At 54.2% G+C, this 26008-nt stretch carries 21 protein-coding genes and 3 tRNA genes; 9 read left to right on the plus strand and 15 right to left on the minus strand.

Annotated features, from left to right (window positions below):
• Window positions 1-30 precede the first annotated feature (30 nt).
• From rho to LVJ78_RS06285, 8 genes are all read left to right on the plus strand, one after another.
• On the plus strand, window positions 31-1290 hold the full coding sequence (rho, locus tag LVJ78_RS06250) for a transcription termination factor Rho (RefSeq protein ID WP_132954393.1): 1260 nt from the start codon (window positions 31-33) through the stop codon (window positions 1288-1290).
• Between the two features lie 62 nt (window positions 1291-1352).
• Entirely contained in the window at window positions 1353-2708 is a 1356-nt protein-coding gene (locus LVJ78_RS06255; protein ID WP_207894322.1) for a deoxyguanosinetriphosphate triphosphohydrolase, read from the plus strand.
• A 178-nt stretch (window positions 2709-2886) separates the two neighbouring features.
• Window positions 2887-2963: transfer RNA gene (locus LVJ78_RS06260), tRNA-Arg, on the plus strand.
• A 10-nt stretch (window positions 2964-2973) separates the two neighbouring features.
• Window positions 2974-3048, plus strand: a tRNA-Glu gene (locus LVJ78_RS06265).
• A 412-nt stretch (window positions 3049-3460) separates the two neighbouring features.
• A complete protein-coding gene (locus LVJ78_RS06270; RefSeq protein WP_132954392.1) occupies window positions 3461-4804 on the plus strand; it encodes an aldehyde dehydrogenase family protein in 1344 nt (447 codons plus the stop codon).
• Between the two features lie 35 nt (window positions 4805-4839).
• On the plus strand, window positions 4840-5547 hold the full coding sequence (locus LVJ78_RS06275) for a toxin-antitoxin system YwqK family antitoxin (RefSeq protein ID WP_207894325.1): 708 nt from the start codon (window positions 4840-4842) through the stop codon (window positions 5545-5547).
• A 114-nt stretch (window positions 5548-5661) separates the two neighbouring features.
• Window positions 5662-6093 carry an Mpo1 family 2-hydroxy fatty acid dioxygenase gene (locus LVJ78_RS06280; protein WP_132954390.1) on the plus strand — a complete coding sequence of 144 codons (432 nt, stop codon included), beginning with the start codon at window positions 5662-5664 and terminating at the stop codon, window positions 6091-6093.
• A 191-nt stretch (window positions 6094-6284) separates the two neighbouring features.
• Window positions 6285-6378: transfer RNA gene (locus tag LVJ78_RS06285), tRNA-Ser, on the plus strand.
• Window positions 6379-6751: 373 nt separating this feature from the next.
• Here LVJ78_RS06285 and LVJ78_RS06290 read toward each other — a convergent pair.
• Window positions 6752-7240: a hypothetical protein gene (locus LVJ78_RS06290; protein ID WP_132954389.1), complete on the minus strand. Its 489-nt coding sequence runs from the start codon at window positions 7238-7240 to the stop codon at window positions 6752-6754.
• A gap of 223 nt (window positions 7241-7463) precedes the next feature.
• Here LVJ78_RS06290 and radA point away from each other — a divergent pair, with 223 nt between their 5' ends.
• The gene (gene radA, locus LVJ78_RS06295) at window positions 7464-8846 is read left to right on the plus strand and encodes a DNA repair protein RadA (RefSeq protein WP_132954408.1); all 1383 of its coding nucleotides are present in this window, start codon (window positions 7464-7466) and stop codon (window positions 8844-8846) included.
• 265 nt (window positions 8847-9111) lie between these two features.
• Here the strand turns inward: radA and LVJ78_RS06300 are convergent, their stop codons facing one another.
• The 14 genes from LVJ78_RS06300 to LVJ78_RS06365 all read right to left on the minus strand — a co-directional run bounded on the left by LVJ78_RS06300 (window position 9112) and on the right by LVJ78_RS06365 (window position 25959).
• Complete coding sequence (locus LVJ78_RS06300; protein ID WP_132954388.1) at window positions 9112-10530, minus strand: SLC13 family permease; 1419 nt, start codon at window positions 10528-10530, stop codon at window positions 9112-9114.
• 224 nt (window positions 10531-10754) lie between these two features.
• Window positions 10755-11828, minus strand: coding sequence for a sulfate/molybdate ABC transporter ATP-binding protein (locus tag LVJ78_RS06305; protein ID WP_132954387.1), 1074 nt, complete (start codon window positions 11826-11828; stop codon window positions 10755-10757).
• The gene (gene cysW, locus LVJ78_RS06310) at window positions 11825-12682 is read right to left on the minus strand and encodes a sulfate ABC transporter permease subunit CysW (RefSeq protein ID WP_132954386.1); all 858 of its coding nucleotides are present in this window, start codon (window positions 12680-12682) and stop codon (window positions 11825-11827) included. The genes LVJ78_RS06305 and cysW overlap by 4 nt, the downstream gene beginning before the upstream one ends.
• Entirely contained in the window at window positions 12679-13515 is an 837-nt protein-coding gene (gene cysT / locus LVJ78_RS06315) for a sulfate ABC transporter permease subunit CysT (protein WP_132954385.1), read from the minus strand. The genes cysW and cysT overlap by 4 nt, the downstream gene beginning before the upstream one ends.
• Window positions 13516-14216: 701 nt before the next feature.
• Complete coding sequence (gene rbsB, locus LVJ78_RS06320) at window positions 14217-15149, minus strand: ribose ABC transporter substrate-binding protein RbsB (protein ID WP_132954384.1); 933 nt, start codon at window positions 15147-15149, stop codon at window positions 14217-14219.
• Between the two features lie 55 nt (window positions 15150-15204).
• The gene (locus LVJ78_RS06325) at window positions 15205-16143 is read right to left on the minus strand and encodes an ABC transporter permease (RefSeq protein ID WP_132954383.1); all 939 of its coding nucleotides are present in this window, start codon (window positions 16141-16143) and stop codon (window positions 15205-15207) included.
• Window positions 16140-17633, minus strand: a complete 1494-nt coding sequence (locus LVJ78_RS06330; RefSeq protein WP_132954382.1) for a sugar ABC transporter ATP-binding protein — start codon at window positions 17631-17633, stop codon at window positions 16140-16142. The genes LVJ78_RS06325 and LVJ78_RS06330 overlap by 4 nt, the downstream gene beginning before the upstream one ends.
• Window positions 17633-18034, minus strand: coding sequence for a D-ribose pyranase (gene rbsD, locus LVJ78_RS06335; protein ID WP_132954381.1), 402 nt, complete (start codon window positions 18032-18034; stop codon window positions 17633-17635). The genes LVJ78_RS06330 and rbsD overlap by 1 nt, the downstream gene beginning before the upstream one ends.
• Window positions 18035-18628: 594 nt before the next feature.
• Window positions 18629-19687, minus strand: a complete 1059-nt coding sequence (locus tag LVJ78_RS06340; protein ID WP_132954380.1) for a sulfate ABC transporter substrate-binding protein — start codon at window positions 19685-19687, stop codon at window positions 18629-18631.
• Between the two features lie 138 nt (window positions 19688-19825).
• Window positions 19826-20443 (minus strand): riboflavin synthase subunit alpha, encoded by a 618-nt coding sequence (locus tag LVJ78_RS06345; protein ID WP_132954379.1) that lies wholly within the window; start codon window positions 20441-20443, stop codon window positions 19826-19828.
• 212 nt (window positions 20444-20655) lie between these two features.
• Window positions 20656-21174 (minus strand): acyl-CoA thioesterase, encoded by a 519-nt coding sequence (locus LVJ78_RS06350; protein ID WP_132954378.1) that lies wholly within the window; start codon window positions 21172-21174, stop codon window positions 20656-20658.
• Between the two features lie 85 nt (window positions 21175-21259).
• A complete protein-coding gene (corA, locus tag LVJ78_RS06355) occupies window positions 21260-22381 on the minus strand; it encodes a magnesium/cobalt transporter CorA (protein ID WP_132954377.1) in 1122 nt (373 codons plus the stop codon).
• 77 nt (window positions 22382-22458) lie between these two features.
• The gene (ppx, locus tag LVJ78_RS06360; protein WP_132954376.1) at window positions 22459-23970 is read right to left on the minus strand and encodes an exopolyphosphatase; all 1512 of its coding nucleotides are present in this window, start codon (window positions 23968-23970) and stop codon (window positions 22459-22461) included.
• A 360-nt stretch (window positions 23971-24330) separates the two neighbouring features.
• Window positions 24331-25959 carry a CTP synthase gene (locus LVJ78_RS06365; RefSeq protein WP_132954375.1) on the minus strand — a complete coding sequence of 543 codons (1629 nt, stop codon included), beginning with the start codon at window positions 25957-25959 and terminating at the stop codon, window positions 24331-24333.
• Between the last annotated feature and the right edge of the window lie 49 nt (window positions 25960-26008).

Raw genomic sequence — 26008 nt, forward strand, 5'->3', positions numbered from 1 at the left:
CTAACTCATACATATATAAAACTGAAAAATATGCACGTTTCCGAACTACAAACCCAGCACATTTCCAAGCTTTTGGAAATGGCCGAACAGCACGGCATTGAAAATGCCAACCGCCTGCGCAAGCAAGACCTGGTTTTTGCGATTGTGCGCCAAATGATGAAGCAGGGCGAAGCCTTTACCTGCTCGGGCACGCTCGAAATTCTGCCCGACGGCTTCGGCTTTTTGCGCAGCTCCGACACCTCTTATTTGGCCGGCCCCGACGATATTTATGTGTCGCCCAACCAAATCCGCCGCTTTAACCTGCACACCGGCGACACCATCGAAGGCAGCGTGCGCGTGCCTAAAGACAACGAGCGCTATTTCGCGCTGGTGCGGCTCGATAAAATCAACGACGATCCGCCCGAAGTGTGCAAACACAAAATTCTGTTTGAAAACCTCACGCCGCTGTTTCCCACTCGTCAGCTCAAGCTCGAGCGCGACATCAAAGCCGAAGAAAACATCACCAGCCGCGCCATCGATTTGGTGTCGCCCATCGGCATGGGCCAGCGCGGCCTGCTGGTGGCGCCGCCCAAATCCGGCAAAACCGTGATGCTGCAAAACATCGCCCACGCCATCACCGCCAACAATCCCGAAGTAGAGCTGATTGTGCTTCTGATCGATGAGCGCCCGGAAGAAGTGACCGAAATGACCCGCTCCGTGCGCGGCGAAGTGGTGTCGTCCACTTTCGACGAGCCGGCCACGCGCCATGTGCAAGTGGCTGAAATGGTGATTGAAAAAGCCAAGCGCATGGTGGAGCACAAAAAAGACGTGGTGATTCTGCTCGATTCCATCACCCGCCTGGCGCGCGCCTACAACACCGTGGTGCCCGCATCAGGCAAAATCCTCACCGGCGGCGTGGATGCCAATGCCTTGCACCGCCCGAAGCGCTTCTTCGGCGCCGCGCGTAATATCGAAGAGGGCGGCTCGCTCACCATCATCGCCACTGCGCTGGTGGAAACCGGCAGCCGCATGGACGACGTGATTTTCGAAGAATTCAAAGGCACCGGCAATATGGAATTGCACCTCGACCGCCGCTTGGCCGAAAAACGCGTGTTCCCCGCCATCAACATCAACAAATCCGGCACCCGCCGCGAAGAATTGCTCGTGCCCAACGACCAATTGCAGCGCATGTGGCTGCTGCGCAAATTCCTGCACCCGATGGACGACATCGAGGCCACCGAATTTTTGGTGGGCAAGCTCAAAAATTCCAAAGACAACAACGACTTTTTTGAATTGATGCGCGGCAAATAATCAAACACAAGGCCGTCTGAAACTTTTCAGACGGCCTTTTTCACATGAAAGAAACCCCGCCCATGAGCACGAAAATGAACTGGCAGCAATTGCTCAGCACCCAACGCTTCCGCCCCAAAGACGGCGAAATCATGCCCACCAGCACGCCTTCCACGCAAGAGGGTGCCGATGCCTTGCGCACCGATTTTCATATCGATTACGACCGCGTGGTGTTTTCCGGCGCGTTCCGCCGCTTGGGGCGCAAAACCCAGGTGCACCCCTTTGCCGAGCACGACCACACCCACAACCGCCTCACCCACAGTGTGGAAGTGGCCAGCGTCGGCCGCAGCTTGGGCAACCGCGTGGGCGTGATGATGCAAACAGGCGAATTTCTGCCGCTGGGCAGCACGCCGAGCGACATCGGCGCCGTGGTGCAAGTGGCTTGCCTCGCGCACGATTTGGGCAACCCGCCTTTCGGCCACACCGGCGAAGAAGCGCTGCGCGACTGGTTTCGCAAACCCGCGCATGCCTGCTATCTGGCCGGCCTGAGCGAAGCCGAGCGCAACGATGTGCAAACTTACGAAGGCAACGCCCACAGCCTGCGCCTGCTGGCCAGCCTGGAAATGTATTGCAACCGCGGCGGCATGCGCCTCACCGCCGCCACCATCGGCACACTGCTGAAATATCCGTGGACCACGCTGGCGCCCAACGGCCGCAAAAAATTCAATATTTATCAAACCGAGCTGGCCTATATCCGCCGCGTGGCGCAAGAATTGGGCCTGCCCGAGCTCGAGCCCGACCGCTGGGCGCGCCACCCTTTGTCTTATTTAATGGAAGCGGCCGACGATATCTGCTATGCCTTGCTCGATTTGGAAGACGCGGTGGAAATCGGCTTGCTGGGCGATGCCGAAGTGGAAAGCATATTGGCCGAGCTCACTTTTGTGGAAACCACCTGGCATGCGCAATCGAGCCGCCAGCGCTGCGCCATGTTGCGCGGCATCGCCATCGGCCGGGCTATTGATGATGTGGCGCAAACCTTTATGACGCACCAATCGGATTTGCTCAACGGCCGCTTCCAAGGCAAAGATTTGCTTTCTTTGTGCAGCCCCGAAGTGCGCAACACGCTTGAGAAAGCCAAAGAATTGGCGCGCACACGCATTTTCCGCCACCAAAGCAAGCTGATGACCGAAATCGCCTCGTTTCCCTGCTTGGGCTCGATACTCGATTTGCTGGTGCCCGCCGCACATGCGTTGATTACAGAAGGGCAGGTGAGCGTGCGCCAATCGCTGGCGCTCGAATTGCTTAACCACGACAATCCGGTAACCGCAAACGACACGCTCTACGAGGCTTATATGAAAATACTCGATTTTGTCGGCGGCATGACCGACAACGCCGCCGCCCGTATGGCGCGCGAATTGTCGGGCATCGGCATGGTGTAAGCTTTTCAGACGGCCTTTGCATCATTCATGCAGGCCGTCTGAAATTAAATACAGATTGAATTCAAAAGATTAAAACAATCGTCAAAAAAAAGCCGCCTAAAGGCTGGACAACAAAAGCCGCTTTCTATATTATTCGCTTCTCTTGATTCACGGCACTTAACAAAGCGTAGTGAAACACGCACCCGTAGCTCAGTTGGATAGAGTATCTGGCTACGAACCAGAGGGTCGGGCGTTCGAATCGCTCCGGGTGCGCCATCAAGTATCCGCGCCCATCGTCTAGCGGTTAGGACATCGCCCTTTCACGGCGGTAACCGGGGTTCGATTCCCCGTGGGCGTGCCAATTCAAACACCCTGTCTGATTATCAGGCAGGGTGTTTTTCATAAAAATCAGTTACCTGATTAATCATTCGCTTTTTCACAACACCAAAAAATCACAGCTGGGTAGTTTGCCTGCGCTTTTTGCAGATGGTGAGGCAAATGCCGTTAAAAATGTCATAATGTCAACGTTTATTCAGACGGTCTTTCGTGATAACAGGCTGTCTGAAGCCTCACGAAGTAGCCTGTAGGTCGGATTTTCGAATCCGACACTTGTTCGTAGAACAAGGCACGCACATCGCTTTGGCCGATGTCCAAACGTCGGATTCAAGAATCCGACCTACGCGGATGATGCTGCCGAACTGCTTTTATTTTGTAAGGTTATTTTTTAGAATGGGTATAACAGGCTGTCTGAAGCCTCACGAAGAAAGCGAAAAGTGTTTCATAGCGTAGATGTGCTCAGCGGCCGGATTTTATACAGCAAAGAAGCGCAAGCATGGCCGGATTTTGAGCGGCAACTGGCAGCATTGCGCCGGGCGCAGCAGGCTTTTGCCGCGCGGCCGGTAATCGAGCGCGCGGCGCTTTTGCACGACTTGGCCGACAAGCTCGCCCAAGCGCGCAGCCGGCTGGCCGAAATGGTGTGTGAAGAAGTGGGACGCTGCCTGCGCGAATGTGAGGCCGAGCTGGATAAATCGGTGGCGCTTATCCGCTATTACGCGCGCTTGGCGCCCCAATTGCTGGCACACAAAACCATCGCCACGCAAGCGAGTTTGAGCCAGGTGCGCTTCGAGCCCATCGGCGTGGTGCTGGCGGTGATGCCGTGGAATTATCCGGTGTGGCAGGTGTTGCGTTTTGCCGTGCCGGCTTTGTGCGCCGGCAATGCCTGCCTGGTGAAGCCGGCGCCGAGTGTGGCGCGGGTAACGGCGGCTTTGTTTGAGCTGGTGGGTGAACACCTGCCGTTTCAGGCGGCCTGGCTCGACCATGACGATACCCTGCGCGCCATCGAGCACACCGATGCGATGGCGTTTACCGGCTCCACCGCCACCGGCCGCCGCTTGGCTGCCCATGCCGGCCAGCATCTGAAAAAATCGGTGCTCGAATTGGGCGGCAGCAATGCCTTTATCGTGATGCCCGATGCCGATTTGGCTGCGGCGGCGAAAGAAGCCTGCTATTCGCGTTTCCGCGATGCTGGCCAATCGTGCAATGCAGCCAAGCGCATTATTGTTGCCGAAGCGGTGGCCGATGAATTTATGCCGCTGTTTTTGGCTGAATGCGCCAAGCTGCAAATGGGCAACCCGATGGATGCGGCCACCACGCTGGCGCCTTTGCACCGCGAAGATTTGCGCTTGCGCGTGCATGCGCAGGTGCAGGATGCGCTTGCGCATGGCGCCAAAGCCTTGTGTGGCGGCGAATTGCCCGAGGGCAGCGGCTGGTTTTATCCCGCCACCGTGTTGGATAAAGTTACGCCGGCCTGCCGCGTGTATCACGAAGAAGTGTTCGGCCCCGTGGCGGTGCTTTTGCGCGCGCGCGATGAGGCGCATGCCGTTGAGCTGGCCAACGATAACCCGTTTGGCTTGGGTGCCAGCATTTATTCGGCCGATGCGGCGCAAGCCTGGCATTATGCCGAGCAGCTGCAAACCGGCGCGGTGTTTATCAACCGCCATACCAGCAGCGATCTGCGCCTGCCTTTCGGCGGCGTGAAGGCTTCCGGCTACGGGCGCGAGCTCTCGGAATTCGGGTTGTATGAATTTGTGAACGTCAAATCTTATTGGCAGAAATAAATATGAATATATTGTGGCGGTATGGCGTGTCGGCAATGGTGGCGGCAGCGCCTTTGGCATCGGTGGCGGCAGAAACACAAAAAGTGTATTTCAACCAGCAGGGGCAGCTCACCGCCACCATGTCGGCGGTGGCTTACGAGCGGCGCTATCAGGTGCAAAACGGCGTGGCACAGGTGCAGGATTTTTATTATCCCTCGTTGAAAAAATATTCCGATCCTTATCAGGTTGCCGCCGCGCAAATCAGAAAATTTGTGCCCACGCTGCAAAACGGCACGCTCACTTTATGGTATTTCAACGGCCAGAAAAAAATGGCAGGCAGCTATAAAAACGGCAAGCCCGACGGCGAATGGACCAACTGGTATGCCAACGGCCGCAAATCGGCGGTGATGCCTTATGTAAACGGCCAAAGCGAAGGCTTGGGCGCGCGCTTTTATCGCAATGGCAACAAAGAGAGTGAAATCCAGTTTAAAAACGACAAAGCCAATGGCACTTGGAAGCAATGGTATCCCGACGGCAGCCCGAAAACCGAAATGAGCATGGTCAACGACACGCCGGTGAGCATTGTGAGCTGGAACGAGCAGGGCAAGCTGCTCTCTGAATTGAGCATCAACAACGGCAAGCGCAGCGGCATTGTGATTGATTGGTATGAAAGCGGCGCCAAAAAATCGGAAGCCGTGTATCAAAACGACAATCTGATTAAGCGCACGCTGTGGGATGAAGACGGTTATATTTTAGAAGACTGAGCCGCTGGCTAATAGGCAAAGGCCGTCTGAAACATCAGGTTTCAGACGGCCTTTGATTTTTCTGCGCCACTTGATACTATAAACCAATACCGACATCTAACACAGGAGCAAAACATGGTCGCTTCAAAAAACCTTGCACAATGGTTGGCAGAATATAGCGAAAGCCACCGCCATCCGCAAAACAAAGCGCTGCACTGGCTGTGTGTGCCGGCGATTTTTTTCAGCATCATGGGCTTGCTGATTAATCTGAACGCCGCTCTGGCCGGGGTGCTGACGCTGGCGGTGGTGTTGTTTTACCGGCGGTTGTCGGCCGCTTTGGCTGTGGCGATGGTGCTTTTTATGGCGGTTTGCTGGGCGTTGGTGTGGCTTTTGCCGCCGGGCTATGCGCTTTATTGGGTGATTTTTGTGTTGGCGTGGATCGGGCAATTTGTCGGCCACAAGCTGGAGGGCAAAAAGCCGTCGTTTTTTCAGGATATTCAATTTTTGCTGATCGGCCCAGCGTGGGTGGCCGTGACTTTGTTTGGCTTAAAAACAGACGTGCGCTGAAACAGCGGCATGCCGGCCGGCACAAAAAGCAGGAAGCTTGCGAAAAAGCCTGCGATGAAATACGGGCACTTTATTAAATCAAACATAATTTCATCGGCTTATTTCCGAGGCCGTCTGAAAGCCTGAAAATCTGCCGACAAAGGCTTGACAGGCATTGGGGCGGTTGGTATAGTTCGCATCTCTTGATGAACGGAGAATTGGCTGAGAGGCTGAAGGCACACCCCTGCTAAGGGTGCATGTGGGCTTAAACCTGCATCGAGGGTTCGAATCCCTCATTCTCCGCCACCAACAAAAGCAAAGCCCGCTGATGATTCAGCGGGCTTTGCTTTTGTTGTTTGCTTAGGCCGTCTGAAAGGTTTCAGGCGGCCTGTAATACCCATTCGAAAAAATAACCTTACAAAATAAAAGCAGTTCGGCAGCATCATTCGCGTAGGTCGGATTCTTGAATCCGACGTTTGGCCAACGGCCAAAGCGATGTGCGTGCCTTGTTCTGCGAACAAGTGTCGGATTCGAGAATCCGACCTACAGGCTGCCTGTTTGTATATTATTTTTTTAAATGGGTATCAGACAGCCTTTTCTTTCAGCGTGTTTGCATATGGCAATCGACCGGTTGACTGAAAAGCGTTCGGCGGCGGCTTTCGCGGGGGGAGATTGTCGGCTATCGCGGGGATGATGTGCTTAAGCCGGGGCGGCCGGCGGGCGCGGATATGGGCTGGGCGCTGTGGCGCGGGCTGAGGTTGCCCGGCTGTTGCATGCGTTGTTGGTTTTGGCGGCGCTGGTCTAGGCGCATCTGGTCTTGCATGCGCTGTTGGCGCTCGAATTCTTGCCGACGCTGCTGTTGTTGCTGCTGATAGCGCTGTTGCTGCCGGTGCATTTCTTCATGGCGCATGCGGGTTTCGTTGGTGCGCATGCGGCGGTTTTGCGCATCCATGCGCATGTGTTGTTCGTGCAGATAACGGGCTTGCTCGTGCTCGTTCATGCGGCGGTAGGCTTCGTTGTTGCGGTAGTAGTAGTCGTGGTTGTAGCGGCTGCTGTGGCCATAGCCGGTTTGGTAATAAACGTTGCTGCTGCTGTAGGGATAGGTGTCGTCATAAACCACGCAGCTAGAAAGGGCGGCGGCGCTGAAAAGTAGGGCGAGGGCTTTCATATGGGCTTTCTTGGCAAGTGATGCGGCTTATCATGCTTAAATGCGCCGGATTTATCAACATGCCTGCATGTATGTTTGTTTGATATTGCGTTTTTTAACGCCGGATAGGATGATTTGCAGATTATTTGCGACAAAACGGCGGATGTGTGTGAAAGGCCGTCTGAAAGGTTTGCTGTGCTACAATCTGCCTTTTCAGACGGCCTGTTTACGCACGGGGAAAATGATGGCAAAAGCGCCGAAAACGGTTTATCAATGCAGCGAATGCGGCGGCACTTCGCCCAAGTGGCAGGGCAAATGCCCGCATTGCGGCGAGTGGAACACTTTGCAGGAAAGCCTGGCGGTGCCGGAGCCGAAAAATGCGCGTTTTCAATCGTGGGCGGCGGATGTGTCGCAAGTGCAGGATTTATCGAAAGTCACGGCTATGGAAGTGCCGCGCAGCCCCACGGGCATGGGCGAGCTTGATCGGGTGCTCGGCGGCGGCCTGGTGGATGGCGCGGTGATTTTGCTCGGCGGCGATCCGGGCATCGGCAAATCCACGCTTTTGCTGCAAACCATCGCGCTGATGGCGCAAAGCCGCAAGGTTTTGTATGTGTCGGGCGAGGAATCGGCGCAGCAAGTGGCTTTGCGTGCGCAACGTTTGGGCTTGCACAGCGAAGGTGTGAATTTGCTGGCGGAAATCCGCATGGAAGCAATCCAAGCGGCCTTAAAGCAGCACGAGCCGGCGGTGGTGGTGATCGATTCGATTCAAACCATGTATTCCGACCAAATCACGTCCGCGCCGGGCTCGGTGTCGCAAGTGCGCGAATGTGCGGCGCAGCTCACGCGCATGGCCAAGCAGATGGGCATTTCGATGATTTTGGTGGGGCATGTTACCAAAGATGGTGCGATTGCCGGCCCGCGCGTGCTCGAGCATATGGTGGACACGGTGCTTTATTTCGAGGGCGACCAGCATTCCAATTACCGCATGATACGGGCGATGAAAAACCGCTTCGGTGCGGCCAATGAGCTGGGCGTGTTTGCGATGACCGAGCAGGGATTGAAAGGCGTGTCTAACCCATCGGCGATTTTTTTGGCGAGCTATCGCGATGATGTGCCCGGCTCGTGCGTGTTGGTCACACAAGAAGGCTCGAGGCCGCTGCTGGTGGAAATTCAGGCACTGGTGGACGATGCGCACGGCTTCACGCCCAAGCGGCTCACGGTGGGGCTGGAGCAAAACCGCCTGGCCATGCTCTTGGCCGTGCTCAACCGCCATGCCGGCATTGCCTGCTTTGATCAGGATGTGTTTTTGAATGCGGTGGGCGGGGTGAAAATCAACGAGCCGGCCGCCGATTTGGCGATTATTCTGGCCATGCTCTCCAGCTTCCGCAACCGGCCGCTGCCGGAAAAAATGGTGGCTTTCGGCGAAATCGGCCTGAGCGGCGAAGTGCGCCCGGTGGCGCGCGGGCAGGAGCGCCTGAAGGAAGCGGAAAAGCTGGGCTTCAAGCGCGCCATTGTGCCCAAGGCCAATATGCCGCGCAATGCGAAAGAATATCCGGGGTTGGAAATTTTCGGCGTGGCCAGTTTGCAGGAAGCGGTGGATGTGTGCCGCACGGCGGCGGACGGGTAAGAAGTTGTTTGTCATTAAAAGGCCGTCTGAAAAAAGGTTTCAGACGGCCTTTGTATGTCGTGCACATGATGACGCTTTGCTTGGGTAAAGCTAATCGCAGCTGCGGCTTACTTGAATGGGCAAAACCATGCCGTCTGAAAAAAGGTTTCAGACGGCATTTGTGTTTCATGCGGATGATTATGCTGCAAAAAACGCAGCGTGCGCACCTACGATATTGCGCAAAAAAGCCGGTTGGATTTTTGCAAATCCAACCGGCTTTGAGCGTTTAAACAAACATCACGTAAGCCCAGAAGCCCACCAGGAAAATACACAAAATATTGAGCAATATGCCCACCCGCATCATTTCCCTCTGCTTGATCAAGCCTGTGCCGAACACGATGGCATTGGGCGGGGTGGCCACGGGCAGCATAAAGGCGCAGGAGGCACCGATGCCGATTACAAACACCAACACTTCTTTGGGCAGCCCCATTTGGGTGGCGATGCTGGCGAAAATCGGCACTAAAAGGGCGGCAGAGGCGGTGTTGCTGGTGAATTCGGTGAGGAAGATGATAAACGCGGCTACGGCCAAAATCACAATCAGCGGGTGCGCCAACACAAAGGCGGTGGCCAGCTGCTGGCCCAGTGCCAAAGAAGCGCCCGATTTTTGCAGCAGGGTGCTCAGGGCGATGCCGCCGCCGAAGAGCAGCAACACGCCCCAGTCGGTGTTGCGGGCGATTTCTTTCCAACGGGTCACGCCAAACACCACCACGGCCACGGCAGCGGCCAGCGCCACTACGGTGTCGGGGTTGGTGATGCCGAAAACGGTTTTGATTTTATCGCCCAAAATCCACGCCACCACGGCGCACAGGAAAATCAGCATGGCCAACACGCGGTGCAGCGTCCACGGAATGTGTTCTTCTTTCACTTCCACGCGCTCGCTTAAGTTGGGGCGCAAAATAATGTAGAGCGAAAGCAGCATCAGGGGCAGAATCAGCAGCATCATCGGCAAGCCCATTTTCATCCAGCCGACAAAATCCAGCTCCAACGCTTTGGCGGCGATGGCATTGGGCGGCGAGCCCACGATGGTGCCCAAGCCGCCGATGCTGGCGCAATAGGCAATGCCCAAAAGCACAAACACAAAGGTTTTGCGCTCTTTTTCACGGTCGAGGTGATCCATCATACCCAAGGCCAGCGGCAGCATCATGGCGGCGGTGGCGGTGTTGCTGATCCACATCGATAAAAAGGCGGTTACGCCGAAAATGGCCAGCACGGCGATTTTCATGTTGCCGCGCGAGAGCGAAATCAGCCACAGCGCGATTTTGCGGTCGAGCCGCTGCATGTGCAGCGCGGTGGCCAGCGCAAAGCCGCCGAAGAAAATATAGATAATCGGGTCGGCAAAGCCGGAAAGCGCGGTTTTGACATTCATTTCGGGAATGCCGATTACGGCGGCGAGCACGGGCACCATCAGCGCGGTAACGGTAATGTGTACGGCTTCGGTAAACCATAAAATGGCCACAAACAGCAACACGGCAATGCCTTTGTTGGCATTGATGTCGTAGGGCAGAATCTGATAAATGCCGAAACAGAGCACGGCGGCTATCAGGGTGATGAACAAGCCTTTGAAATCGGTGATCGGTAATTGGGCGCTGAGCAGCTCGACGTTATCGGGGCGCGGATCTTCGGGGCGCTGGTCTTTCCGTGTCATTGCCTCTCCTTGTTATCGTGATAGGGTTGATGGGTCAAAAATATTCCGGCAGTTGAGCGGCGGAATATTTCGGCAGTATAAATGTAATCGGCTGTAAGTGTAAAGGTATTGTTAATTGATGTGTGTATTGAAACAAAATGCTATGGCTCGGATTGTACGCTTAAGGCCGTCTGAAGCTTCAGACGGCCTCTTGCTTGTTGATTATGCTGATTTTGCAACGAAGCTTAAATGGCATAATCAATCAATTGGTTTTGCGAAAAAATATAAATCTGCTTCGGGCTTAAGGCGATGTTTTGGCCGATGGCAAAGCCGTGTTGCGCCGCTTCGCTGCCGGCAAAGGTAACATGAATTTCGTTGCCGCTGCCCGGCTGCACGCTCAAATGGGTGAGGGGGCCTGCGGCATGGATTTTGCTGATGCGTGCAAAGAGCATGGGCGTGCCGCTGCCGGCGAGCGCCCATTCGTGGGGGCGCACATAGCCGGTGGCGGTTTGCTCCTGCCAGGCATGGGCGCGGCTCAGCGGCCATTTGAAGCCGTTGTAGTGCCAGGTGCCTTTTTCGATGCGGCCTTCGAAGGCATCGGTTTCGCCCAAAAATTCGGTAACAAAAGCATTGGCGGGGGCGCGGTAGAGCGTGTCGGCATTGCCGGTTTGCTCGATTTTGCCGTGGTTCATCACCACAATTTCATCCGACACTTCCAGCGCTTCTTCCTGATCGTGTGTCACCAAAATGCTGGTGATGCCCAGCTCGTGGTGGATGTCGCGCAGCCAGGTGCGCAGCTCTTTGCGCACTTTGGCATCGAGCGCACCGAAAGGCTCGTCGAGCAGCAAAAGCTTGGGTGACACCGCCAGCGCGCGCGCTAGGGCGATGCGCTGGCGCTGGCCGCCCGAGAGTTGGTGCGGATAAGATTTGGCCAGGTGCGAAAGCTGCACTAGACTCAATAATTCTTCCACTTTGGCGCGGATTTGCTCTTTGCCGGGGCGCTCGGCTTTGGGCAACACGCTAAGGCCGAAGGCGATGTTGTCAAACACATTCATGTGGCGGAATAAGGCATAGTGTTGAAACACAAAGCCCACTTTGCGTTCGCGCACATGCTTGGTGGTGACATCTTGGCCGTCGAATAAAATCGTGCCGCTATCGGCATGCTCCAGCCCGGCGATGATGCGCAAAAGCGTGGTTTTGCCGCAACCTGAAGGCCCCAACAGCGAGGTGAGCTTGCCGGTGGGCACATTCAGATTGATGTTGCTCAGCGCCTGAAAATGGCCGAAATGTTTGTTGAGGTGTTGCAGGGTGATGCTCATGCGGCGCTCCTTTCGGCGGCAGCGAGTTTTTTCTCTTGAATGCGGGTGATGAGGTTTTGCAGCGCCAGCGTGGCCAGCGCCAGCAGCGCCAACACGCTCGATAGGGCGAAAGCGCCGATAAAGTTATATTCGTTATAGAAAATTTCGACCAATAGCGGAATGGTGTTGGTTTCGCCGCGAATATGGCCGCTCACCACGCTCACCGCGCCGAATTCGCCCATTGCGCGCGCATTGGTGAGAATCACACCGTAAACCAGCGCCCATTTGATATTGGGCAGCGTGATGCGGCAAAACATCTGCCAGCCCGAAGCGCCCAAAATCAGCGCCGCCTGCTCTTCGCTGTCGCCTTGCGCCTGCATCAGCGGAATCAGCTCGCGCGCCACAAAAGGAAAGGTCACAAACAGCGTGGCCAAAATAATGCCCGGAATGGCAAAAATCACCTGAATGCCTTGCGCTTCGAGCCAGCCGCCGATTAAGGTGTGTGCACCGAAAAGCAGCACAAACATCAGGCCGGCCACCACGGGCGACACCGAAAAAGGTAAATCTAAAAGTGTGGTGAGCAATTGCTTGCCGTAAAAATCAAAGCGGGTGAGCAGCCAGGCCATGGCGATGCCGAGCACGGCGTTTACCGGCACCACAATCGCCGCAGTGAGCAGCGTGAGCCGGATGGCCGAGCGCGCTTCATCGCTGCTGAGCGAGGCCAGATAAAGCTGCCAGCCGCCGCGCAAGGCTTCGTAAAACACCGCCGTGAGCGGAATCACCAGCATCAGCAGCAAAAAAAACAGCGCCACGGCAATCAGCAAGGTTTGCAGCCAGCGCGGCTCAACAAGATTGGGGTTGATATTGTGGCTCATGCTTTCGCTCCCGCCCGTTTGCTCAGCGCCCATTGGCCGATATTGAGTGCAAATAAAATCACAAAAGAAATCATCAGCATAAATAAAGCCACCGCCGATGCGCCCTGCACATCGAATTGCTCGAGCTTGCCGGTGATAATCAGCGGCAGAATTTCCGACACCATCGGGATATTGCCGGCAATAAAAATCACCGAGCCATATTCGCCGGTGGCGCGGGCAAACATCATGCCCGAGCCGGTGAGCAGCGCGGGCATGATTTCCGGCAGCAGCACGCGGCGCAGCGCCGTGAAGCGGCCGGCGCCCAGCGTGGCGGCGGCTTCTTCATATTCGGCGGGCAATTCTTCCAGCACCGGCTGCACCGCGCGCACGATAAAGGGCAGGCTCACAAACACCAGCGCAATCCAGATGCCGATGGGTGTGAAAGCGATTTTGATGTCAAACGGCGCAAACCAGCGCCCCAGCCAGCCATTGGGCGCATAAAGCGTGGCCAGCGCAATGCCGGTGACCGCCGTGGGCAGCGCAAAAGGCAGATCGACCAGCGCATTGACCAGATTTTTGCCCGGAAACTCATAGCGCACCAACACCCACGCCACCAGCGTGCCGAACACGATATTGGTGAGCATGGCATAAAACGACATACGCAGGCTCAGCCACACCGCCGCAAGCACATTAGGCTCCGAAATGGTGTGCCAAAACGCCGCCCAACCGATTTCACCGGCCTTGGCAGCCATCATGGCAAAGGGCAGCACCACCAGCAGCGACAAGCACAACACAGTGAGGCCCAGGCTGAGATTGAAGCCGGGCAAAACGCTGGGGGTTTTTAGCAATCGCATAATGTCAACGCAAGATAAATGAAGTGGCCTTACTTTAACGAGGCCGTCTGAAAAAGGGAAAGAATGCTTTGTTGTAACTAAATTAGGTTTGGTTATATGAAAGGCCGTCTGAAAGATTTCAGACGGCCAAGAAGTTTGCTCATTTATTCAAAGGGGATGTTGTGTGTGCAAGGCATGCGTACGATTACGCCGCTTTGGGCTGGTGTGAAGGGTGTTCAAAATTCTGTGCCATGCAAAATTCTACAGTTTGATTACGTCAGTAAGTCTGCCTTCAAAATAAATCGTCGGTTGCTTCAATTTACTGGCGGTTGCGGCGGACAGCCTGCTCACCGGTGTGTTGTATGCGGTGTTGAAGCCCAAACAGCCGGTTGTGGTTGAAACGGAACAAGCCGTTATCGGATAAATTACGATGATGGTGGATAAACAGGCCGTCTGAAAGATTTTGATGTTGAGAAATCTTTCAGACGGCCTTCTTTTCTGCTGTATGGCAAAATAATACCCATTCAAAAAAGTAAGCTAACAAGGCGGCGAGCCGCAGACAGTACAACTAGTACGGCAAGGCGAGACAACGAAGTTAGGTTATTTTTTTGGATTGGTATAATACCCATTCAAAGAAAGTAGGCTGACAAGATGGCGATCCAACGAAGTCAGGTTATTTTTTTGGATGGGTATCGGGCAGCTTTTTCGGCATCATTCGCGCATTATTGCGTGATCAACTCCAGCTCAACAGGAATATTTTCTTCAACCTTTTCACCGTTGATGATTTTGTATGCAGTATCTACCCCCAATTCACCGATTTTAACGGGTTTTTGGGCAATGGTAGCTGCCATTGTGCCGGCTTTTACGGCCGCTTGTGCGTCATCGGTCGCATCAAACCCAACAACGATAACGTCTTTTTTATTGGCCGCCTGTAAAGCCCTAACGGCACCTAAAGCCATTTCATCGTTGTGCGCAAATACGGCTTTGACATTAGGATGGCTTTGCAGAATGTTTTCCATCACGGTAAGTCCCTTGGTGCGATCGAAATCGGCAGGTTGTTTTGCTACGATTTTCACGGCTTGCTGTGCGTCCATCACTTCATGGAAACCTTGGCCGCGTTCCCGTGCTGCAGAAGAGCCTGGAATCCCTTCCAACTCAACCATTTCACCGCCTCCGGCCAGCTGCTTGACAATGAATTCGGCCGCCATACGGCCGCCGGCAACATTATCGGAAGCCACATGCGCTGCCACTTTCGCACCTTGTACGGAGCGGTCAATCGAAATCACGGGAATCCCGGCTTTGGCGGCACGGTTTACGGAAGCCGCTGCGGCTTCCGAGTCGGTCGGGTTAATCAGCAGCACTTTCACTTTCTGCTGCAGCAAATCGTCGACACCGGCCGCTTGTTTGCCGGAATCATCGGCGGCATCGACCACCACCAGTTTCAAGCCCAATTTTTCCGCCTCCGATTCTGCACCTTGTTTCAGGCTGACGAAAAACGGATTGTTTTGGGTGGAAATCGCCAAGCCAAGGGTATCGCCTGTTGCGGCGGCGGTGCTGCCTGAAGCGTTGGCAGGTGCTTGCGCCTGTTGTTGGCCGCAGGCGGCCAAAATCATGCTGCCGACAAGTAAAGCAGATGCTTTGCGTATAAGTGTCATGGTGTTCTCCTGAGTGACAATGAATTATAAATATAACAATGGGTTGGGTGAGATTTTAACTGTTTTTGCGATCAAGCAACACTGCAAACAAAATGACCACGCCTTTGATAATCAATTGATAATTGGATGATACATTCAATAAATTCAAACCATTACTCAATATGCCGAGCAACACCACCCCGACCAGAGTGCCGAAAATCCAGCCGCGCCCGCCGGAAAGGCTGGTGCCGCCCAATACCACAGCCGCAATGGCATCCAATTCATACATCGCCCCCGCATTCGGGCTGGCTGATGATAAACGGCTGGTCACGACCAATGCCGCCAAACCGGACATCAAGCCCGACAAAGTGTAAACCCACAATTTCAAACTGCGCACTTTCAAGCCTGAAATGCGGGCAACATCTTCGCTACCGCCCAAGGCATAAACATGGCGGCCGAAGCGGGTTTTCTTCAATACAAACCACAACATAAAATACACCAGCAGCATCAAAACGACCGGAACGGGAATCGTATCAAACAAATAACCCGAGCCGATTTCATTGAAAAAACCATCCACATTGATGCTTATCGGTTTGGATTGAGAATATTCCTGCGCGATGCCGCGAAATAAAATCATGGTGGCCAGCGTGGCGATAAACGGGGCGATACGGCCGAAAGACACCAACAAGCCGTTTATCGCTCCGCAGGCGGCGCCAAGCAGCAGACCGATACATGAAGCCAATATCGGATCCATGCCCGCTTGAATCAGGCTGGCGGTAACGATGCCCACTAAAGCCAAAATCGCGCCGACCGACAAATCAATGCCGCCTATCAAAATAATAAACGTCATGCCAAAAGCAATCAGGCCGCTATAACTCACTTGGCGCAACACGCTAAACAAATTGGAAGGCGTCAGAAAATTGGGGGAAGCAATACTCAAGCCTATCGACAACAATACCAAGCCAAACAACGGCCCCATTTTTTTCAGGCTGGCGCCCATAAAAATCCCTTTCATTTCTCATTCGTTCCCGAGGCCAAAGCCATAATGTTTTCCTGAGTGGCTTCAGCCGTATCCAAAATATCCATCAAAGTGCCTTCGCACATCACCGCTATCCGGTCGGATACCCCCAGCACTTCCGGCAACTCAGACGAAATCATGATAATTGCCACGTCTTCGCCGGCCAATTCATTGATGATGCGGTAAATTTCCGCTTTCCCGCCCACGTCTACACCGCGCGTCGGCTCATCCAAAATCAACACTTCAGGCATTTCTTTCAACCATTTGGCCAGCACCACCTTCTGCTGATTGCCGCCTGACAAACGCCGCACCGCGTCTTCGGTATCCGCCACTTTGATTTTCAATTTCTCCACAGCGCTGCGGATATAATTTTTTTCGGCCGATTCCTGAATCACACCGTGTTTAGAAGGCAAATGAACCAGTGTGCTGTTGTGGCGCACACTCATATCCAAAATCAAACCTTTGGCTTTGCGATCTTCGGTAACATAAGCGATTTTCGCGGCAATGGCATCGCTCGGGGAGCGGATGTTCAATACTTCACCGTTTAAACGCACTTCGCCACTGCTTTTGCGCGACAATCCGAATAATGCATTGGCAATTTCAGTGCGCCCCGAACCAATCAGGCCGGCAAACGCCAGCACTTCGCCTGAGCGCACCTGAAATGAAACATGCCGGATTTTATGGCCATCCGATAAATCATTTACCGACAATTTCACTTCGCCGGGCTTCACCTTGCGCTTGGGAAAGCGTTCGGTCAGCTCGCGGCCGACCATCATGCGCACGACATCATTGAAGTGAATATCGGCCACATTTTCGGTGCCCACCGATACGCCGTCGCGCAATACGGTAATTCTTTGGCAAATCTGAAAAATTTCTTCCATGCGGTGCGACACATAAACCAGGCCGACACCTTTTGTCGCCAGTTGCCGCACCAATACAAACAAACGCTGGATTTCCGGTTCGGTTAAGGCAGCCGTCGGCTCATCCATAATAATGACTTTTGCATCAGCAGACAGCGCCCGCGCGATTTCCACCAATTGCTGTTGGCCCACCGATAAATCTTTGATGTAGTCATTCGCTGTAAAATTCGCCTGCAAGGCCTGTAAATGCTTGTTGGCGGCATCTTGCATGGCATTTTTTTGCAGCACACCGCCTTTTACCCATTCCCGTCCAAGGAAAAAGTTCTCGGCCACCGTCATTTCAGGCAGCAGATTCAATTCCTGATGGATGATGGCAATGCCTAGTTTTTGTGCATCTGTCGGTGATTTTACTTCAGCCGGCCGGCCGTCGATTTCCAGTATGCCGTTGTCAGCACGGTAAATACCGGTCAGAATTTTCATCAAGGTGGATTTGCCCGCGCCATTTTCACCCATCAGCGCATGCACCTCACCGGCACGTATATCAAAATTCACGCCATTCAACACTTTCACGGGGCCAAACGAAATACTGACACCGCGCATATCAACCAAGGCACGCCCGTTATTCATTAAAAGGGCACTCCGGAATGTAAAATGATATTGGTGTAAGGCATATTGTCGCCCGTGCGCACCACCGCGCAGGCATTTCGTGTGCGGTGCTTGAATTCATCATGGCTGCAAACATCTACCGCCCAGTTTTCAGTATCGGCATATTGCCGAACCGATTGCCACAATGCCGCATTGGCATGTTCCGTTTGCACCGCGAGCGTGACACGTTCAACGCATAATTCTGCCAACACCGTATCCAATACCGTTTGCAGCGTCGGCGTGCCGAAAGTGACGGCCAAATCAATGCAAGGCACGCCTTGAGGTACGGGCAAACCTGCATCACCAATCACCAATTGATCGCCGTGCCCCATGGAAGCCACCATTTGCGCCAACTCATTATGCAATATTCCGATTTTTTTCACGCCCGATCCCTTTGCATTTTTATTACGGCAAATTACAGAAAAATGACAGTATACATAAACCGTTATAGGCGGTTCAATGTGTCTGTGTAGAAAATTTTATACCTCTACTGCATCAAAAATATAAATTTTAATGAAAACATATCTTTATAAATAACATAAAATTTCAGAAAAATGCAAAAAACAATAGGGACATAAAAAGCATGGGAAAGTACGGCAGATGAGTAATACCAATCCAAAAAAATAACCTAACTTCGTTGTCTCGCCTTGCCGTACTAGTTGTACTGTCTGCGGCTCGCCGCCTTGTTAGCTTACTTTTTTGAATTGGTATAAAACAGTCATTAAGCATTTTATGGATTTGAAATTGCCGTTTTCCATGATTTCATGCTTAGAAAAGGCCGTCTGAAACCCGATTGGGGTTTCAGACGGCCTGATGGCAGGATATAAGCAAGATTGATAACACCATCCTCTACTACCGTGGCGGGATACTTTTTTTTTAAAGATGTGGTGCTAAAAATGCGGTGCGGGCTTGATTCAATTATCCATAACAAAGGCCGTCTGAAAACTTTTCAGACGGCCTTTGTTATGGATGCACGGTTATTTTTTGGGTGAGAGCTGGTCTACCAGGCCGCCGTCGGCGAAGTATTTCTTCATGATTTCCGGCCAGCTGCCGAAAATATCGTTGGGGCGGAAGGTGTCGATTTTAGGGAAATCGGCGGCGTGTGCGGCGAGCACTTCGGCATTGCGCGGGCGCAGATAAAGCTTGGCGGCTAATTCTTGCGCGGGCTCGCTCCATAAATATTCGAGATATTCGGTGGCTGCTTCGCGGGTGGCTTTTTTCTCCACCACGCTATCCACCACGGCAACGGGGCTTTCCGACAAGATGGTGTAGCCGGGATACACAATTTCGAATTGGTCGGGCGAGAGCACGCGGCTGACGTAGTTGGCTTCGTTTTCAAAGGTGATCAACACATCGCCGATGTTGCGCTGGGTGAAGGTGGTGGTGGCGGCACGGCCGCCGTTTTCATACACGGGCACGTTAGCCAGAAGCTTGCGGGTGAAATCGTTGGCGCGTGTTTCATCGCCATTATTGGCTTTGAGCGCGTAGCCGTAGGCGCCGAGAAAGGCATAGCGGCCGTTGCCGGTGGTTTTCGGGTTGGCAATCACGATTTTCAGGTTTTCTTTGGTGAGATCTGCCCAGTCGCGCACTTGCTGGGGGTTGCCTTTGCGCACGAGAAACACGGTGGTGCTGGTGAAGGGCACGGCGTGATCGGGCAGGCGTTCGGCCCAGTTTTGTGCCACCAAGCCTTTATCGGCCAGCAATTCGATGTCGGAGAGCTGGTTCATGGTGACCACATCGGCCTGCAAGCCGTTGGCCACGGCCAGCGCCTGCTTGCTGGAGCCGCCGTGGGATTGCTGGATTTCAATGCTGCTGCCGGGATGTTTGGCGGCATATTCTTTTTCAAACAAGGGGTTGTAATCTTTATAGAAATCGCGTGCCACATCGTAAGATACATTGAGCAGCTTCACGGTTTGCCCGTTTGTGGCGGGCGTGGCGGCAGAGGCGGCGGCATGTTTATCGGTTTGCGGCGAGCAGGCGGCTAGGGCGGCGGCGATGCCGAGGGCGGCGATGGGGTGCAGGCGGTGGGCAGGCATGGCGGTATCCTGAAATAAATGAGATACGCTACTTTATCGATGCCGTCTGAAAAAGGGAAAGAATGCTTGGTTGTATGCAAAGATGGTTTGGTTATAAGGCCGTCTGAAAGCTTTTTCAGACGGCCTTTCGGCTATGCTTTATGCGGAAGCCTGCTGCGAGAGCACGCGCGCCACGGTGTCGACCACGGCTTGGGTTTGCGGGTCGATTTCGATATTGATGATGTCGCCGGCTTTACGTGTGCCAAACAAGGTGCGCTCGAGGGTTTCGGGAATCAGGTGCACATTGAATTCATTCGCGCTCACTTCGCCGATGGTGAGGCTGCAACCATCTAGGCCGACAAAGCCTTTGGTGAGGATATAGGGTTTGAGCGCTTCGGGCAGGGCAAACCAAAGCGTGCGGTTGTGTGCGCTTTCATCAATGCGGGTGATGGTGGTGGTGGCGATGATGTGGCCGCTCATCAGGTGGCCGCCGATTTCGTCGCCGAAGCGGGCGGCACGCTCGAGGTTGACTTCGTCGCCCGCCTGCAAGGCGCCGAGGTTGGTTTTGGCCAGCGTTTCGGCCATCAGGTCGAAAGCCACTTCGCGCCCGTTGATGCGGGTGATGGTGAGGCAGCAGCCGTTGTTGGAAACCGATGCGCCGATTTGCAGTTGATGCGCCATGGCTTCGGGCAATTCAACGATGTGGGTGCGGAAATCGGGCGCGGGGGCATGCACGGCGCTGATGCGACCGATGCCTTGTACGATGCCGGTAAACATGGGCAAGCCTTATGGGAAAAAAGAGGGTTATTGTAGCATTTTTGCGGCAGGCGTTCAGACGGCCTGTGCGGCCGGATGCCGTCTGAAGGCTTTTCCGGCGCTATATATAATGGAATGAAAAGTGGTATGTAGCAAGCCATACACGCAGAAACCGTTTAAACCGCGTGCGTGGCTTGCGCCACACACGCTACGCACTGAACGTTTTTCCGGCGCTAGTTCTGACTATTATCGTCTGCTTCACAGCGGTGTGTGTGCACGGCTTGCAGGCGTTGGGCTTTGCGCTGCTCTGCGGCGGCAAAGCGGCAGCGCTGCATGTCGGTGTTGAGCGGCAGCGGCGGCACGGCGGCGGGTTTGCCGTTGTCTATCGCCACCATGGTGAAATAGCAGCTGTTGGTGTGGCGCACGCTGCGTTGGCGGATGTTTTGCGCTTCCACGCGTATGCCCACTTCCATCGAGGTGCGGCCGACATGGTTGATGCTGGCCAGAAAAGTCACCAATTCACCAACGTGTATCGGCTCTTTGAAAATCACCTGGTCCACCGAGAGAGTAACGGCATAATGGCCGCTGTAGCGGCTGGCGCAGGCATAGGCCACTTGGTCGAGCAGCTTCAATAAATCGCCGCCGTGCACATTGCCGCTGAAATTGGCCATGTCGGGCGTCATTAATACCGACATCTGCAATTCGTGTTGCGGCAGCGCATCGGTGAGTGTGGGGTTGTTGAGATTGTTCATAATCGCTTGTTATAAAAATGGACGGGTGGGCTTTCAGACGGCCTCAATTTGGAGGCCGTCTGAAAGCATGGATAAATGGCGGCGCTTAAAGCCATTTGCGCCGGTTAAACGCCAACAACAGGCTGATGATAATCAGCGCCATCAGGCCGAGCACCATGAAATAGCCGTAATGCCAGTGCAATTCGGGCATATAGTCGAAATTCATGCCGTAAATGCCGGTGATGACGGTGAGCGGCATAAACAGAATGGTGATGGCGGTGAGCCGGCGCATTTGCTGGTTGAGGCGGTTGGATTGAAACGATAAATGAATATCCATCATGCTCACCACCATATCGCGTGAGGCATCGAGCGATTCGAGCAGCTGCATGGTGTGGTCGTAGGTGTCGCGCAGATAAACGTGCGATTTGCCGTGAAACGTGGTGAATTCACCGCGCACCAGCTGTGAGAGCACATCGCGCAATGGCTGCAATGTACGGCGCAGGCGCACGCCGTCGCGTTTGAGGCGGTGGATGCGGCCGAGCAGGTCGCTATTGTCGGCGCTGTCGGCAAACAGCGTTTTGTCGATAAATTCTACGCGGTTGTTGTATTGGTCGAGGGTGAGGAAATAATCGTCTACCAAACGGTCGACAATCCGATAAGCGAGAAAAGCGGCATCTTGGCTGCGCACATCATAGCGCTCATGGCGCATGTGGGCGCGTATTTTGCTGAAAAGCCCCAAAGGCCGCTGCTGAAAAGTGAGCACGAAATTGCTGCCCACAATCAAATACACCTGATCGGCCTGCAATTTGTTGTCAACATATTGGTAAACGCGGGCGGCGATAAAAAGATAGCTGTCGTAATCTTCGATTTTCGGGCGCTGTTTGCGGCTCAGAATATCTTCCAGCACCAATTCGTGAATGTGATAGGGCGAAAGCGCGGCCTTGAGCAAATCGGCATCGTTGATGCCGACAAAATGCAGCCAGTTGATTTTTTCACCCTCAGGCCGCGGCAGCAGCGCCGGAGAAAGCGGCGTGTTTGCACCATCGGCCGCGTTATAGAGCATGCCGTTTTCTGCGGACAGATAATCGGCTTCGGTATAGTGGTCGGCGGTGTACACCGTTTGGTGCACGGCCTGTTTGGGCACTTTGCTGGTGTCGCTGCGCGGGGCGGCATAATCACCGGCATGCAAAGGCTCGATAACGGGATGGGCGGAGGCAGGTTGGTTCATGAAAAATATCGCTGATGTGGGCGGAAACAAACACAGGCCGTCTGAAACCTTTTCAGACGGCCTCTTTGAAAATCATTTTATTGCGGCACCACGGTAAAAGGCATATTGATTTTCTGCCATTGCTCGCTTTCGTATTCGAGCGCGCCGGCCACCAAGGGGTGCTCATCGAGCCAGCTTTGGCTGATGCACAAAGAAAAGCCTTTGTTGCCCGGCTCGAGGCGCAGGCGGGTGAAGGGCGGCAGCGTGACCGGCAGGCGCGCGCGGCAGAAAAGGGCGGCCAGGCGCAGCGATAAAACGGCAAACCACATCATTTGATTATTGCCGATGATTTCGCTCATTTTGCGCACATCGCCGCGATGGCCGAGCACGAGCTGCGACAAAATGGTTTGCTCTTTGCGCGAAAAGCCCGGCATGTCGGCATTTTCGAGAATATAGGCTGAATGCTTGTGGTAGCTGGTGTGGGCGATATCCACGCCGATTTCGTGCAAAAGCCCCGCCCAATTCACATATTGCTGCCAATAAGCCAATTCCTGCACCGGTGTGTTGTGCGCCAGGCAGATGCTTTCCATAAATTGGCGGGCGGTGTCGGCCACGCGGCGGGCCTGGTTGAGGCTGACATGATAGCGTTGCTGAAATTGCGCGGTGGTTTGGTCGCGCATGTCTTCATTGAGCTGGCGGCCGATAAAATCGTAAAACACGCCATCGCGCAAAGCGGCATCGGTAACCATCATTTTTTTGATGTCCAGCTCTTCAAATGCGGCCATCATCACCGCCAGCCCGCCGGCAAACACCTCGATGCGGTCGGGCTTGAGCCCTTCGAAGCGCGCTTTTTTGGTGCCGCCCGCTTCAATAATGCGTGCGGCGATTTTCTGCATGCCGGCATAGGTGATTTCTTCGTCATCACCATATTCGGCGGCAATCACATCGCGGATGGATTTGGCCGAGCCGGAGGTGCCCACGGCAAAATCCCAGCCGGTGCGTTTCAATAATTTGCTGATGCGCTGGATTTCGTTGCGCGCGGCGGTGGTGGCGGCCTGAAAATCTTTTTGGCCTATTTTGCCCTGGAAAAAGCGCATGCTGTAGGTCACGCAGCCCAAGGGTAGGCTTTCGGTGTCGGTGGGCTGCAAATCGGAGCCGATCACAAATTCGGTGGAACCGCCGCCGATATCGATTACCAGCATTTTGTCGCCGTTGGGCGGCAGCGTGTGTACCACGCCGGTGTAAATCAGGCGCGCTTCTTCGCGCCCGGCGATCACTTCGATGGGAAAGCCCAGCGCTGCTTCGGCTTTGGGGATGAATTCGTTGATGTTTTTCGCCACGCGGAAGGTGTTGGTGGCCACCACGCGCACTTGCTCGGGCGGAAATTTGCGCAGCCGCTCGCCGAATTTTTCCAGGCAGTTGAGCGCGCGCTCTTGCGAAGCCTGATCAAGGTTTTTGTGTTCATCAAGGCCGGCGGCAAAGCGCACCATTTGTTTGAAAGAATCGATGATTTTGAGCTGGCCGTTGATGTTTTCACACACTTGCAAACGGAAGCTGTTGGAGCCTAAATCAACAGAGGCCAGCACATTGGGTGGGGCGATTGCGGTCATGGTGGGATGGTGATGTTGGGGAAAGGCTTATGTTACCCCGTGGCAAGAATGTTGTCATCCGTTGCGGCCATGGTGTTGTAAAACGGGTATAAAAAATCAGAGGCCGTCTGAAAGCGGCGGTGTGGGCGGATTGTTGGAAATGCATGGCTTAAAGTGAAATGCAAGAAAAAATGACACAAAACCGCTTTCTGTAATGGCGTAGGCTGGGTTGATAAATCCAAGGTTTCAGACGGCCTGTGGATTTGTTGGGTTTGCAACCCAAGCTATCCGCCGTATCACTTTTTTTATGTATTCCGCTATATAGGGCATAAAAAAGCCCGCTGCATTGCAACGGGCTGTATGCTTTCAGACGGCCTTGGCTCAGGCTTTTTTATTCGCCAACGCAGCTTTGATATAAGCGGTAAACAGCGGATGGCCTTTGCGCGGCGTTGAAGTGAATTCGGGGTGAAACTGGCAGGCGAAAAACCACGGGTGCTGCGGCAGCTCGATGGTTTCCACCAACCGCTCGCGGCCGGCCGACACGCCGCCGATCACCAAGCCTGCCTGCTCCAGCTCGGGCAGGAAATGGTTGTTCACTTCGTAGCGATGGCGGTGGCGCTCTTTGATTTCGTTGCTGCCGTAGATTTTGGCGGCCAGGCTGCCGGCTTTCAATTCCACTTCTTGCGCGCCCAGGCGCATGGTGCCGCCCAAATCGGCGCCGGCATCGCGGATTTCCACACTGCCGTCGGCCGTTTGCCATTCATCAATCAGGCCGACCACGGGATAAGGCGTTTTGAGGTCGAATTCGGTGGAATTGGCATTTTTCAGGCCGGCCACATCGCGCGCATATTCAATCAGGGCGATTTGCATGCCCAAGCAGATGCCCAGATAGGGAATGTTATTTTCGCGCGCATATTTCACAGCGGCGATTTTGCCTTCCACACCGCGCACGCCGAAGCCGCCGGGCACCAGAATGGCGTCTTTGTCTGCCAGGCTTTCGATGCCTTCTTTTTCGATGGCTTCGCTGTCGACATAGGTGATCTGCACGTCGGTGTCGGTGTGGATGCCGGCGTGTTTCAAGGCTTCGGTGAGTGATTTATACGATTCGGTGAGGTCGACATATTTGCCCACCATGGCGATTTTCACCGTGTGTTTCGGGTTTTCAATCGCATAAACGATTTTTTTCCACTCGGTGAGGTCGGCTTGCTGGATGTTGAGCTGCAATTGCTCGCAGATAATGTTGTCGATGCCTTGCTCATGCAGCATTTGGGGGATTTTATAGATGCTGTCGGAATCGTAGCAGCCGATTACGGCGCGCTCTTCCACGTTGCAGAAAAGGGCGATTTTGCGCTTTTCATCTTCGGGCAGCAGGCGATCCATGCGGCAGATCAACACATCGGGCTGAATGCCGATTTCGCGCAATTCTTTCACCGAGTGCTGGGTGGGCTTGGTTTTGATTTCACCGGCAGCGGCGATATAGGGCACATAGCTCAAATGCACAAATAAAGTATTGCTGCGGCCGAGCTGGCTGCGCATTTGGCGGATGGCTTCGAGAAAAGGCAGCGATTCGATGTCGCCCACGGTGCCGCCGATTTCCACGATGGCCACATCATGGCCGGCCGCGCCTTCGTGCACTTTGCGCTTGATTTCATCGGTGATGTGCGGAATCACCTGCACGGTGCCGCCCAGATAATCGCCGCGGCGCTCTTTGGCAATCACGGCTTCGTATACTTGGCCTGAGGTGAAGTTGTTGCGCTTGAGCATGGTGGAATTGATAAAGCGCTCGTAGTGGCCGAGATCGAGGTCAGTTTCGGCGCCGTCTTCGGTGACAAACACTTCGCCGTGCTGAAACGGGCTCATGGTGCCGGGGTCGACATTGATATAGGGATCGAGCTTGAGCATGGTAACGTTCAAGCCTCTTGATTCGAGTATGGTCGCCATAGAAGCGGCGGCGATACCTTTACCTAATGAAGATACAACGCCGCCGGTTACGAAGATAAACTTGGTCATGATGTTTGCCTCGGTTGGAATCCGTAATTTTACCGTGAACGGGCGCGGC

It is taken from the genome of Uruburuella suis (genome assembly GCF_022870845.1).
Taxonomy (GTDB): Bacteria; Pseudomonadota; Gammaproteobacteria; order Burkholderiales; family Neisseriaceae; genus Neisseria; species Neisseria suis.